Raw genomic sequence first — 14,343 nt, forward strand, 5'->3', positions numbered from 1 at the left:
CGCAGCAATTTGCGCCCGGCCAGTACCGCGCCGGCAGCCAGTGCACCGGCTCCCAACACGATTGGCCCCCAGCGCCGGGCACGGGTATCGGCCAGCACAACTCGTGCAGTGTTGTAGCCACTCGCACCGAAGACGCCGCCACCCGGGTGGGTGCTGGCACCGGTCAGGTATAACCCCCGGATTGGGGTACGGTAGCCAGCCAGTTCTGGCAGTGGCCGGAAGAAGAACATCTGGTCAAAGCTCATCTCGACGTGCATGACGTTGCCACGCAGCAGGCCGATTCGCCGTTCAAGGTCGAGCGGCGTTTGAATGAAGCGATCGATAATTTTGCCGCGCATGTTTGGTGCGTACCGATAGAGCACTTCGAGGATCGAATCGGCAACCGACTCGCGGATGTCATCCCACTGCCGACCATTGCTGAGCTGGTAAGGGAAGTATTGAGACCAGAGGAATACCGTGTGCTTGCCGGGCGGCGCCACATCGGGATCGATGGCCGAAAAGGTCATAGCAATCACCGCCGGTTCGCGGCTGGGTTCACCGCACAGATAGTCTTCGTAGGCGCGCCGCACGTAGTTCATACTCGGACTCAGGAGTTGCAAGCCGTGGTGACTCTCATGGGGACGGCCATAACTGCGGGCAGCGATGTAGTCGGGTAGCTCCTCGGCAGCGCAGCGCACGGTCATTCCGAAGCCGTTCCCGATCCGAATGTGGTTGAGGCGTCGCACCAGATCGGTACTCAAGTGCTCTGGGCCAACCAGTTGCAGGAAGGTTGTCAGCACGTGGGCATTGGAAACGACAATCGGGGCCGAATAGCGCTGGCCGTCTGCCGTTTCGACACCCTGTACTCGCCCGTTCTGCACCAGGATGCGACGTACCGGAGCATCGAGGATGACTTCGCCTCCCATAGCTTTGAGCGAACGGGCCATGGCTTGTGTCAGCATGCCCGAACCGCCACGGGGATGTTTGGCACCGCTGTAGTGCAACATAGCGTGCCAGCCGAAAAAGTCGCCGGCACCGATTTCGTCCGGTGGTGGGCCACTCTGCGCCGCCAGCCAGGTCATCGCTGCCCGCATCGCCTCGCTCTCGAAGGTCTCTTCAATCAGTTGGGCATAGCTGGTGAAGAGCCGGCGCGTTACTTCCAACACCTTCTGCTCGGCTTTCGGTAAGCGGGGAATACTCGATGCCACTTTGCCGAACAGCCGGGTAACTGATGGCGGATTGAGAAAAACATCAAACACCGCCTCGTTCAGGGGCGTCCAGAAATCGAGGAAGCGCCGGTAGGCTTCGGCATCGCGCGGGCTGACCGTGGCAATGCTCTGGCACGTGCGTTCAACATCGCGGTAGAAGTAGATCGCACCACTCCCGTCGGGAAGTGGATAGAAGGCATACGGGTCCATGTCGATGTACTCGAGACCATGACGTTCGAGTTCGAGATCACGGACAATCGGGGTAAGGTGGATCATGATGTGGGCCGATGAGCCAACATCGATTTTGTAGCCGGGGATGACCTCTTCGGTACAGACAGCTCCGCCGACAATCGGGCGTCGTTCGAGTACCAGCACTCGCTTACCAGCCTTTGCTAGATAACCGGCACAGGTGAGGCCATTATGACCACCACCGACGACTATCACGTCGTAATCGCTTGTTGCTGTCATGGACAACCTTTCTTGCACTATTCATAAAACACGTTCCATGATCAGTATACATTCGTCTTACGGCTCGGCTGGAGAGATTTTGTCATCGGTGCTCAGCGCGTTACCCGATAGATTACGACTTCGTCCTGCGCAAATACGGGGGTGCCGATCTGGGTCAGCACATCCAGGCTACTCGCCGGGTAACGTTCACGTTCCAGGCTGCCGATGTAGATATAATCAACGCTGTATTGATCGATCAGCGTCCTGATCCGGTTGAGATCGCCACTGCGGTAGATGGTATCAACCGCGATGCAGCGTGGCCCCAGCTCGGCTAGGGCCTGTTGGTCGCCACCACGCCATTGCATCTCGTGACCGACCCATCCCAACACGGTGGGCAGGCCACTCGCTGCCGACACGCCACCAAAGCCTTGCCAGTTGTACGAGCCGCCACACCGTGGCTGTTCGCTACCTGCAGCCACGGCGGCCTCATTCTCTACCGCCACGGCTTCCAGTACGACACTGCCCGCCGGAGCATACTGGCGCAACCAGGCAATCGCGGCTACCCCCGCCGCCGTCTGTTCACGCGGCGTGTAACCATTCAGGCCGATGATCGGCCCGCGCCCGATGTCGCGCACCACAATCCACGGGTACACACCGGCTCCGATTAGCAGCAGGACGGTGCACGCACTCACCGACCCGGCCAGCAGACGTTGCCGGCCAGACGCCAATGCCCAGACCCACCAGAGGGCAACCGGCGCCAGAACGCCCCACAACAGCCAGACCTGATAGTAGAACTTGAAGATGGTGTTCATCCGCGCCGATAGACCCTCGAACACGTCGCGAATGTAGATAATCTCGACGCCGAACAGGACTGCACTACCCAGCGCGGCGATCAGCATCCCGCAGCGTATACCGGCTTCATCGGTCGTGAGCGCACGCCAGCCGGTGTATACAGCCAGACCGGCCAGTGCAAGCAGGGGAAAACCGATCAGCAGGCCAATGCAGAGGAGGATGAACGGTAACCATTCCACCCAACGTGGCATCTCGCTGATCGCTACGCCCGTACGATCAACCATGGTGGTTGATCGGTAGAGATAGCTACCGGCGATGATCGGCAGCGCCATCAGGCCAAAAATGATGACAAAGGCGTGCCAGCCACTCCGTTCCCCCAGGTAGATGCCGATGATGCTGGTCAGGCGATTGAGCAGTGGGAGATCAAGCCATGGCGTTGCCCCGCCAACCGGTGCCCGAAAGGTGAGGTGAAAGGGTAGAAAAAGCACGAATGCCAGCAAGGCGATGATCACTGCTTCGCGCAACCAGGTACGCCAGGGAAACGCGACGGTCGGTTGCCGGTAAGCCAGCGCTAGGCTTCCCCAGTAGAGCAAGAGATAGGTCGGCAAATCCCAACTGTTGATCGCGTAGAGGCTGCCGAGGATGATGCCGTGCCCAATGCGCGTGAACCAGTCAGGACGTTGCGCTTCTCGGGATAGGGTCGCAACCGCCAGCGCCAAGCCGATTGCCAGCGTGGTGAAGGGCAATGCCATCACATGCGGATGCATATCACCCAGACGCAGGCTGAAGAACGGAAACTCGGTTATCGTGTAGCGCCGTTCGCGCTGCGGTGGATCACCGGGGATGGTATAGCCATCCCACAGCGAACGCGACGGCCACCACCAGTTGAAATCGTTCCACTTATCGGCCCGACGCCAGCTTTCGATCAGGCCAAAGTCCTGGGCGTTTGTCGCGTAGGGTAAAACGATGATCGACTCGCCGCGCCAGGATTGCGCTATCGCCGCCAGAAGCTGCCGATCATCGAGGGCCACCACTCGTTCATCACCCAGCATGACCTGAAGCGCCCCCGATTGATTGCCGGCACCCAGAATGATCAGCACCCCCAGCACACCCAGTCCGGTCCGCACGAAGGCCGGCGGCGTCCGTTTGAGCAGCCCCAACAGCGTCTCGATCAGACCGGCAGCCCCTTGCGCCGTCATTCCGGCCAGCAGGGCCAGCGCCAGATTGTAGGCAGTCGCCGGCGGTAAGCCACTGATCATTGCCGGCACACTCATCAAGAGATAGCCAAAGTAGTAGTAGTTGATGCTGTAACCGGCCAGCCATGGGTCTTGCGGTGGAAAGAGACCGCTCCGCTGAATGGCATTGAAGAAGGCGAAGTCCATCGGGCGCTCGGTACCCCACGGTGTCGGATCGTGTGCCCGCAACCAGACGATGCCGACCATGGTGAGCAAAAAGATGACTTCGCTACGCAGCACCACCGCTATCGATGGTAAGCGCCGATGGTTCCCCCGCCATAACCAGAGCCAGCCACTGCCACCGACCAGCAACAGACTGATGATGATCAATGGCAGCTCGAACCGGCCCAAGCCGAGCATCGCCAGTAGCCAGGCGGTAAAACCACTGAGTAGCAGGCCGAGCGGACGGGCTAGAGCGAAGGCCAGGCCGGGTAGATGACCAAACAGCCGAACCGCAGCCGGCCAGCCAACGATAGTGAAGATTTGAACGGTGACCCACCAGATCAGCACATCGCCAACCAGTTCACTCACGGTTGTCCTCCGTTCAGGTGCGCCAGCATCTGGTGAGCTTCTCCGGCCCAGCGGCCTTCGGGTGCCAGTTGCAGGTAGCGTTGTAACGCATCCTGGGCCAGCGTGGTCTGCTTGCGTTGCATGAAGAGCCGGGCCAGTTGGAAGTAGGGGTCGGGCAGGCCCGGATCGGTACTCAACGCCTGCCCTAACGCAATCTCAGCCTTATCCAGCCAGCCCCAATCGATCAGGGCAGTTGCCAGTTTATTGTAATTCGCGGCAGTTGGGCTGGCCCGCACTGCGGCCAGATACGCCTGCTCGGCCTCCTCGTAGCGCCCGGCGTCGGCTAAAATGTCGCCCCAGAGATGGTACAGGCCAACATCATTAGGGTTGGCAGCCGCAGCGGTCGCCAACGTATCTGCGGCTTCGGTCAGCCGTCCCTGCCGACGATAGGCTTCGGCCAGGCCAAATGCTAGTGGGGCATTAGTAGGTTGTGCCGCAACTGCGGCTTCAAGTTCCGCCAGATCGATCTCTGGTCCGTTGGGGGACAGCGGTGGCGGGGGCGCAGGTTGAGCCACCGGCAACCTTTCAGCGCGTAAGAATCGATAACTGTCGGGTAAATCGGTCACGGCGTAGATGGTCACCCCATCCTGTTCGTAGACCGAACGGAGATAGCGATCACGCAACACGGCGAATTTGGTGAGACCTTGTGGGTAGAATGCCCGCTCAACCCCGCCGACGTAGACGTAGTCTACGTTGTAGCGGGCCAGAATCCGCAGTGCGGTATCAGGATCGGTCGTGGTGAAGAAGGTCTCGACATCGCGCACCCGCCGCCCGGTGACCACCGGATCGCGCTGTTCATCAGCGTGCAGCGCACTGATCACCGTCGGCAAACCGGTAGCTGCGGCCACGCGAATAGCGTAGGTGCGGTAGAACCAGAGGCTCGATTGCAGCACAACCGGTGTGCCATCGATCTGCCGGTTGAGCCAGCGAATCGCTGCTGCATCACCGCTGAGATCAACCTGGACGAAGGCTGTATCGGGAGCACATCCACTAAATGCCTGGCAATCGTAGGTAAATGTGGCCTGTTCCATAAAGGCCATGCCATCAAGTGTCAGGCCGGTCTCGACATCAAACCGGGTCACCAGTCGCGAGGGAATCGCAACCGGTGCATAGCTACCAGCGATTATGGCCGGGATGGCAATGATCGCTAATCCTGCCATAGCGGCGCTGGAACCACCGTAGCGTTGCAAGCCACGCAGCAGCCGGGGCAAGAGGCCAGCTGCCGTCAGCCCCAACAACACCCAAACGTGCAGACCAAACTTGAAGACAGTGTTCATGCGATACCACTCGCTGCCATCGAGATGGTCGCGGATGTAGACAACCTCTACCCCCAAAGACACCGCCCACGCCACCCAGCACAGGAGAAGCGCATACCATGCCGGTGCGCCGGCTGCCCGTCGCATCAGCAGGATCGTCGTCACCATCAACACAACGAACAGCGATAGCCGTAGTGCCAGTTCGGGGACGGCAGCACCGATGATCATCAGCAGACCGATCCCACTTGCAATCAGTGCCCAGCGGCGACCGGCAAAGCCGCTTCGCCAGCGTTGGAGCAATCCACCGGCAATCACCGGAATCACGATGATCAGGGGCACGCCGTAGATAAGCAGATAATCCAGCGGCAGCGTGACACCGGTGGTGACCAGGCCAATGCCACGTACCATCGGCCAGTAGCGGTCGAAGAAGGGCGCGAAAAGCAGCAACGATCCCAGCCCCAGCCCCACGGCCTGCACGACGGACAGCGTCAGCGGTTGCCAGCGCCAGCCAGTGCGACGGACAGCACCGGCAATGACGGCCAGCCCGCATAACAGCCCGTAGGTCGGAAAATCCCACGAGTTTGTCACCGCTAATGTCCCCAGGGTCAGTGCGCTGAGGAGCCAGAGCGGACGTTGAGGGTACAAGATGAGGTGCCAGCCACAGACGATTGCCAGCAGCGCTAGCGGCAGTGCGATGAGGTGCGGATGCAGATCCGCGTACAGGAAACTAAAGAGTGGAAATTCGTTGATCGTAAAAGGAATGACGCGACTCGGCCCAATAAACCAATCGCTGAGTAGTTCGGCCTGACCACTTAGCAAGAGGCGTAATCCCTGTGCTCCCAACGACCAGCCGGCGGGGATCAGACTGGTCAGATTCCCCATCAGACCGATCAGACTGAGAGCGACAATACCGTAGCGACGACGCCCACCCAGACGAGTACCCAATTCGTAAGCCCCGGCCAGAAGCATACCGTACAGCGTCGCCAATGCCAGATTGAAACCGACTGCCGAATCGATACCGAGCAGCTTGATCGGCACCGACATCAGATAGAGGCCGTAGTAGTAGTAGTTGATGTACCCGTTACTATAAAACGGATCGTAGGGTGGCATCTGGGGACTGCGGAGGATAGCGTTGAGAAAGCCCTGCTCCATCGGTTTTTCACCACCCCAAACCGGATGCCACAGATCGGGATTCAGCGCCCGAATGATGGTCATGGCGGCAAAACCGGCCAGGAAGATCGCCTCGCCGGGAAGGAGTGAGCGCCACGCCGCTCGCTCAGGGCGCACACCAGCCCACCAGAGGAATAGCCCAATCCCGATCAGTACCAGCAACCCACCCGCCAGACCTGCACTATCGTACCGCCACCAGCCAAGGCTAGCCGGCAACCAGATGACATACCCCAACAAGATCAAGCCAATCGGGCGTGCCCAGGCCAGACCGTGTACCCCCAGAGCCGCATAGGCAGGCAACACACCCAGCCCGGCGATGAGATACCAGACGAGTAACCAGGCCACGATAGCCAGCCACGGCTGCTCGTTCAGCATGGTATTCCAGCTCAATCGGCCAACTGAAGGTAAATCCTGCACCGCCTGCAACAGCTCCAAGGCCGGTGTTGTGCGCAGCGACGGAGCGCGGATCGGCAGATCATTGGTCAGCATCTGTGGCTGGCCCGGTGTGCGCACCCGATAGAGCACGCTCTGCCCGGCCTGAAAGACCCGTTCCAGTTCGCCTTGATCTACCAGCGCAGCGAATTTTGCCAGTCCTTCAGCGCTGTAGAGTTGTCGTTCAACCCCGCCGACGTAAATGTATTCCACGCCATAACGACGGATCGCCGCCAGCGCTGTTGTCGGATCGGGAGAGTTATAGATCGCGGCAATGATCTGTTGACGATAATTGATGACCGGCGTTGCGTTGACTGCACTGCGCTGCTGAATCTGGTGCCACTCCCAACCGAGGATCGTCGGCAGACCGGTAAAGGCTGCGATACGCCCGGCCCACTGATACGATGGTTGATGAGCTTCGAGAATGATCGCCGTTCCCCGCACATTCCGCCGCAACCAGTCAATCGTTGCCGCATCCTCATCAAGTGAGTAGCCGAGGCCGTTGCGCATCTCGGTGATAGTGTTCAGGAATGCCGCGCCATCAAGCGTGCGCGGTGCGTCAGGGTTCCAGCGGTCGGCAATCCGGGCCGGAGCAGCAGTGACCGGGTACACCAGGCCGGCAGCCAGAAAGAGAGCGCACAGGCTGCGTAGTCCCCAACGCCAGAAAGGAAGCAATCGCTGCGTTGCTGCCCATAACCAGGGGAGAGCAACCGCAGTCGCGATGGCAAGCAGTATCCACGTATGCAGGCCGAATTTGAAGACGGTATTCATGCGCCCTACATCACCGCGCACTACCACCACTTCGACCATCGCCCACAGCCCGATCCCGCCAAACGCCCACAGTAGCGGCACGATGATCGTGAATGAACGACGACGGATGCGCCACAAGAGCCAGGCTGTTGTAGTCAGCACGCCGATCAGAGGCAGAATTGCTGGCAGATTCAGCCCCAGGGCCACCAGCCAGACTGCAAGTGGCACAATCACTATCAAAAGGCTTTCACGCCGTCGCCACACCAACAATCCCACAAACACGAACCAGACGACGAGCCAGTGACCACCAACCTGAACGAACTGACCGGTCATCGTGCGTTCAGCGGTCAGGATCGTTTCCAGCAGGGTAAGGCCCGGCCCCTGCCAGAGAGCAATGCCACTGGATTCAGTGGCAAAGCTGGCGATAAATGGCGCAAAGAGGATATTTCCGATCAGAGCCGGAGCAGCCCCAACGACCAGCGCAGCCAGGAGCGTAGCCGGCCACCCTCGCCCGGCCCGGCGCCAGCGCCGACCTGTTGCCAGCGCCACCATCAACCCGGCCAGGCCAACAAACGTTGGATAATCCCAGGTGTTGGTGGCCCGGATCGCACCCGCGACCAGACCCAACAAACCGATGATCCACCAGTGTGCGGCTGTTCCCTTGCGCATCCACGCCAGCGCCAGCCCTAATGCCGCCAGACTCAGGGGCATCACTATCATATGGGCGTGAAGATCGGCGAACAGAAACGTAAAGAAGGGAAATTCATTGATGGTACCCGGGGTAATGCGAGTGGCATCCCAAAAAGCCCACTCATACCGTCCTTTGGCCATCTGTTCGGCGGCATAGCCGTTCAAGAACCAGCCAGCCTGCGCCAGATTACCGATCAGTAAGACGAGTATCGGCGCCAATCCGGCGGCTACCAGCGCTGTTCGTTCACGCTGCGGTTGCGGTGAACGTGCTGCCAGCAGGTTATACACCACTCCAAACGCCCCCAACGCCGTCAGCGCGAAGATGGTCGCCACACCGAGGTTGTAGCCGACTGCCGGCGCGACACCACTGAGATGGATCAGCGCACCAACCAGCACAAACCCAAAGTAATAGTAGTTGATATACCCACCTGCATGCCACGGATCAAGGGGTGGAAAGGCAGCACTCCGCAGCACTGCATTGAGATAGGCGAAGTCCATTGGCTTCTCGCCGCCACGCGCCGGATGCCATAGATCGGGGTTGAGCCAGCGCAACGTTAGACCAACGAGCAAGAAAGCGAGAAAGACCATCTCGGCCATAGCGAGCGCCGACCAGCGCTCGTGCCAGATGCGGCGCAATGTAGTACGTTCACGCCAGCCGATGAATCCTCCCACTCCTAGCACAACCATCCCGATTATCCAGAGTGTAGCCGGTGCGAACGGTACCAGATGCAGACTGCCTCCTAACCACGCCAGATACGCGACCAGCAAGAGACCCACGATCTTGGTCAGACTATATCCCCGGTCGGGCAGGTTACGTAAGCGTGGCCCAATCACGGCAAAGATCGCCAGCCCTAATCCTTCCAGCCAGAACAGCCACCACATCGCGGCGAAGGGAGTGGTGCCCAACCAGGACCACCATTCACCGCCAGCCGCGTATCGTGGCCAGACACTCTCGGTCAGACGAAGAGCCGTTGGGTTACGGTCGGCAATTAAGAGCGGCGACTTATACACCTCGCCCCATTCGACATTCTCGGTGATCAATCGCTCGGCCCGTTCACGGCTATAGAGCGGTGTCTTTTGAAAGATGAGTACACGCGGATGGTCGTAGACGCTAAATGCCTCTTCAGCCATCCAATCAGGAATGCGAATGCCAAGGATCGTCGGATACGAGGTAATCTCCGCTACCAGCTCAAAACCGAGTTCACCGTTGAACAGGTAATGGTAATAGCGCATCAGGGCCGGATAGCGCATCCGCAACCGTGAGGTACTATCGTACACACGATTGCTGGTCAGCGTGATGTAATCAGCCTGATCGAGCTGATCGAGGAGACCGGGTTCGCTACCATTACCGAAATACTTGACCGGTTCGTCCTCGGCATACGGCGACGAATCGATCCCAAAAAAGGTGATGTTCCAGGCGGCATTTGTCGTGGCCTGCAACGGGAGCGGATCGTCCCAGCGCTCGGAGATGACAACACTGCCGGGTTGGGCATGCTCGGCGAGCCAGCGTGCTGCCTGTACCCGCGAATGGGGAACGGTGTAGATGCGAGAGAAGGCATAGGCCCACATGGCGGTCGCCACCAGCACGACCGGCAGCGCAACTCTGGCCGTCCAAAATAGTAGACGCTGTGCGGTGCCGGTAACCCGCTGCCGCCAGAAGATCGAGCGAACCGCGATAACTGCACGCAGTCGCAAACGTCCCCACCGGGCCAGAGTCACCAGTGCCCAGGCCGCCAGTACCGTGAGCGCACCATAGATTGGCAGCAGGTAACGCATGGTGATAGCGAACTGGTTACCTTGCCAGGCAAAATAGAACGCTGCCCAGCACCAGAGTACCCAGGCCGGATGCCATGGCCGTCCAATGAGTGATGTCGGATGAAGCGCCCATTGCCAGCCACGCCGGACATACCGCCCGGCAAAGAGAAGCCATCCGCCCCAGGCCGCCAGCCCCAGCAACGGCCCCATCCCCCACAACACCATATTCAGCCACGGAAAGATATAGGCCGGTCGGCCAACCCACTGCTGACCGGGCGGAAAGTCGTACTCACCGGTCACTAGGGCGCGTACCGTGGTTAAATTCTCACGAAAGCGGGGATCGAGTCGAATATCAAAAAACCCGGCACCGTGGAGGAGCGATGGGCCATCAATGCGTGGCGAATCGGCTCGCGAGCCGATAAACGTATCGGGAGCGAGGGCGCGGAATGCGACAAACGAGACCAGACCGGCGAGGATCAAGAGCAACAGTTTGCGCTGCACCCAGCGATTGAAGAGCATCGTCCAGCGTTGCCCCTGCAATGCCCGTTGAGCCGCAATCAGTGTTGCTACCACCGCCAGGCCACCAATCGTCACCATCGTGATCCGATTGGCACTTGCTGCTCCGATACTCAGACCGAGCGCAAGATACGAGCCAACGCCTCCCCCCTGAGCGACCCGCACCGTCCAGTACAACCCGAGCAGGCAGAAGAAGGTTGAGAAGGCCGGATCGACAAAGAAATGGCTCTGCTGAATATGCATGACCGTGAGTGCTGTGAGCAGTGCCGCTATCAGGCCCATCCGTCGCCGAAACAAACGGCAGCCAATCAGATAGACAAGGACAACGCTACCGAGATCAAACAGCGCCGCCAGGGTGCGTCCAACCTTAACAATCTCACCGTAACTCGTCAGATTGACGCGGTCGGGATTCAGCCACCAGATCAGAGGTGTCAGGCGTGGCCAGGCTCGTTCCGGGTTGGCAATTGCCGGCCCGTAATCGGTACGTCGTTCAGTTGGCGCTGTTGGATCGGCCCCTACCCGTGGTGGCCCGGCAATCGTGAGCACCTGCGCCGGCAGCTCTTCTGGTGGAGTCAGCATCACCGCGACGGCCCGCGTCAGCATGATAGGGAGCGGCCCGTAGACGTAAAGCGGAAACTGCTCGTAATTACGCGGATTGAGTGGTGAACGACTGGAGTCGTAAAACTCAGCTACATCGCCCGGTAGTCGTACCGTTGAGGCGACATACGTAAAAAAGCGCTCATCAGGATGCTGACCGGTTCCAGAGTCCCAATCAGCGATATTTAGCGTCCGCAGGTAGAACCCTAACAGTAAAATGGCCGTCAGCCCAAAGCGGACGAACCAGACTCGATAGCGGAGCATAGCCTGTTGCACAGCGGTTCCCACGACGTATAGTCAGCCTGCTTGATCGATGATACAGCGAAACAGCGCATTCGACGCATGCGCTGGCATTATACACCGGTATCAGCAAGCTGTGCGATGAGAGTAGGAAGCTCCGTTGGAGTCACGCCGTGAAACCGACACCCGCCCGGATAGACAAGCAGATTGGGGCCAATAGTGCAACGATCCTGACAACTACCGGCGATACACGTGATCTGATCGGACAAGCCGGCGCGCCAGATAGCATCTTCTAATGCGATGTGAACATCGGCTGCACCGCGCCCGCGGCAATGTGGCCCCAGACAGATGTAGATGCGTTTCATGTGAGTAGTAAAATTGCCCCAACTATAAGGTTGGGGCAATCGGTCGTTGTTGCGGCGGCTGATCACTCTTCAGCGAAGAGTGGCGTTGATAGATAACGTTCACCGTTTGAGGGCACAATAAAGACGATCAGCTTGCCGGCATTTTCAGGACGGCGGGCTACGCGCAGCGCTGCGGTCGCCGCAGCCCCACTTGAGATACCGACCATCAAACCCTCTTCGCGAGCCAGCCGACGGGCCATCGCGAAGGCATCTTCGTTGCTCACCTGCTGAATCTCGTCAAGAATACTGGTATTCAGCACATCTGGGATAAACCCGGCGCCAATGCCTTGAATCTTGTGCGGCCCAGGCTTGCCACCCGACAACACCGGCGAAGCCTCCGGCTCGACGGCGACAATGCGCAGACTCGGTCGGCGCGGTTTGAGCACTTCGCCAATTCCGGTGAGTGTGCCACCGGTACCGACACCACCGACCACAATATCGACCTGACCATCAGTATCGCGCCAGATTTCTTCAGCGGTAGTGGCACGGTGAATGGCCGGGTTGGCCGGGTTCTTGAACTGCTGCGGCATAAAGCTATTGGGAATTTCGGCCAGCAACTCCTCGGCGCGGGCAATGGCACCCCGCATCCCTTCACTACCCGGCGTCAACACCAGCTCGGCGCCAAAGCCACGCAACAGTTTGCGCCGTTCGATACTCATCGTTTCCGGCATCGTCAGGATTAGCCGGTAACCACGTGCGGCAGCGACTAACGCCAGGCCGATCCCGGTATTGCCGCTTGTCGGCTCGATAATGACCGTTTCTCCGGGCCGGATCAACCCTTCACGCTCGGCAGCGTCGATCATTGCCAGACCGATACGATCCTTGACCGAGCTGGCCGGGTTGAAGAATTCGAGCTTGGCTACCACGGTAGCTTGGGTGTCATTCACACGATTAAGCCGCACCAGCGGCGTGTTACCAATCAGTTCTGTGATCGAGTTGTAAATACGGGCCACAGTTGGCTCCTTTACGCTAAACGGTTTACGCTCTATCTGCTATTGTACTCAGAGCAGCAATAAATGTCAATTTGTCAGGCAAGAAAGTCAAGTTTTGTAGTGACAATCACGCAGAAAGTTCATGCTATACTAGACGGCGCAACGATTCATTCAGAACAAGAGGGAGAAGCAATGCGCGGTCGTGCAGTGCGTCCGGTAGATCGAGCCGGCGGTGGAGAAGAGGCAATTCGTTTAACCCGGTGCGCGGGCACCTGGTTGGCCGATCCGCCCGATGCAGATGAGCAGGCGCGGATTGCCGATGCAGTACGGGCATTGAACGGTCAACGGGCATTAGCCCTTGAATTGCATCGCGATCCGGCGGCACTCGATGCTTACTGTGTCGAGTTGTTCCGCGATCCGATGTTTGAACCGCTTCATATCGGGCCGGAGATCATTCGTCGAATTATCGACAAACTTGGCGAACCACCAGTTGCCGACGAGTCAGACCCAACGGCCTTCTCGCAGTACCTTCAGCAGGCCGTCCTGCTCTTTGCCCTGCCCAATCCACGTCGGCTGCTAGCAGCGCAGTTGCGCCGCTACCTACCACGCTTTACCACAACAGGCGATTGGAAGGCGGCAGTGGCGATTGATTACAGCGCATTCCGCACCTCACTCGGTAACGAGGTTACCCCATTTCTGGCCCAAATGACACTGGCCGGTCTGGCCGACTACTACGATGAACTGCCGGAGGCTTAGTGCACCGGCTCAAGCCGATGGCACATGGGCGGTGCTCGAACCGTCCCTGTGCCGCCAATAGCCTTTCTGCTCACAAGCACGGCTGGTCGGTAACCGATCAGACTTCAGACCAGTTGCAACAATCGCAAAGTATGGTATAATGCCAGTCGGTCATGCCCCCATCGTCTAGTGGCCTAGGACATCACCCTTTCAAGGTGGAGATCGCGGGTTCGAATCCCGCTGGGGGCACCATAAAAGCGCACTGCAACAGGCAGTGCGCTTTCTGTTTATGGAGACTGTAAGGTGTGTGTCAAATCTGGTAGCAGTGAACGTACACCACAATTTCCGATCTGCATCTGAGTACAGATACACCGGATCAGCGTTCTCGCACCCGTAACGCCTCATGAGCGGCTCTCTGGTGGCGATTTAATGTTGGTGGTGCACCTGAGTGTGAATGTTCTGGATCAATCAGTACGCCTGCAACGACGCACTAGAACTTATTTCATAAAAAGTTGTACTGTCGCGCTCGAATAACCATCTCCGGTGCCATCACGCACTGAATTGGTTGCCTTGCTCGCTCATCATCCGCGTGTGGCGTCGTTTAGAGTGCGGCAGCCATGCTGCCGCGCCAGCCG

The 14,343-nt window shown here is 58.9% G+C and carries 6 protein-coding genes and 1 tRNA gene; 3 read left to right on the forward strand and 4 right to left on the reverse strand.

The genetic code is table 11. From position 1 onward, the window contains the following. The 3 genes from VAE55_RS08895 to VAE55_RS08905 form a co-directional block, all read right to left on the reverse strand. On the reverse strand, positions 1 to 1,655 hold a 1,655-nt coding region (locus tag VAE55_RS08895), incomplete at its 3' end, for an NAD(P)/FAD-dependent oxidoreductase (RefSeq protein WP_322815432.1). Between the two features lie 92 nt (positions 1,656 to 1,747). Continuing rightward, positions 1,748 to 4,192: a DUF2298 domain-containing protein gene (locus VAE55_RS08900; protein WP_322815433.1), complete on the reverse strand. Its 2,445-nt coding sequence runs from the start codon at positions 4,190 to 4,192 to the stop codon at positions 1,748 to 1,750. Continuing rightward, positions 4,189 to 11,661 carry a DUF2298 domain-containing protein gene (locus VAE55_RS08905; RefSeq protein ID WP_322815434.1) on the reverse strand — a complete coding sequence of 2,491 codons (7,473 nt, stop codon included), beginning with the start codon at positions 11,659 to 11,661 and terminating at the stop codon, positions 4,189 to 4,191. Before VAE55_RS08905 ends, VAE55_RS08900 begins: the two co-directional genes overlap by 4 nt. Positions 11,662 to 11,810: 149 nt before the next feature. Here VAE55_RS08905 and VAE55_RS08910 point away from each other — a divergent pair, with 149 nt between their 5' ends. Further along, complete coding sequence (locus VAE55_RS08910; RefSeq protein WP_273067780.1) at positions 11,811 to 11,933, forward strand: hypothetical protein; 123 nt, start codon at positions 11,811 to 11,813, stop codon at positions 11,931 to 11,933. Positions 11,934 to 12,064: 131 nt separating this feature from the next. On the opposite strand, the gene cysK is transcribed toward VAE55_RS08910, so the two are convergent. Continuing rightward, complete coding sequence (gene cysK / locus VAE55_RS08915; RefSeq protein ID WP_012257225.1) at positions 12,065 to 12,994, reverse strand: cysteine synthase A; 930 nt, start codon at positions 12,992 to 12,994, stop codon at positions 12,065 to 12,067. 171 nt (positions 12,995 to 13,165) lie between these two features. On the opposite strand from cysK, the gene VAE55_RS08920 reads away from it, so the two are divergent. Continuing rightward, entirely contained in the window at positions 13,166 to 13,729 is a 564-nt protein-coding gene (locus VAE55_RS08920; protein ID WP_322815435.1) for a hypothetical protein, read from the forward strand. Between the two features lie 154 nt (positions 13,730 to 13,883). After that, positions 13,884 to 13,960 (forward strand) — tRNA-Glu (locus VAE55_RS08925). The last annotated feature ends 383 nt before the right edge of the window (positions 13,961 to 14,343 follow it).

It is taken from the genome of Chloroflexus sp. (genome assembly GCF_034432675.1).
In the GTDB taxonomy this organism is placed as follows: domain Bacteria; phylum Chloroflexota; class Chloroflexia; order Chloroflexales; family Chloroflexaceae; genus Chloroflexus.

Bases quoted from the DNA above. Each gene is read 5' to 3' on its own strand.
- VAE55_RS08905 (WP_322815434.1), bottom strand. From the start codon at position 11,661: ATGCTCCGCTATCGAGTCTGGTTCGTCCGCTTTGGGCTGACGGCCATT.
- VAE55_RS08920 (WP_322815435.1), top strand. From the start codon at position 13,166: ATGCGCGGTCGTGCAGTGCGTCCGGTAGATCGAGCCGGCGGTGGAGAA.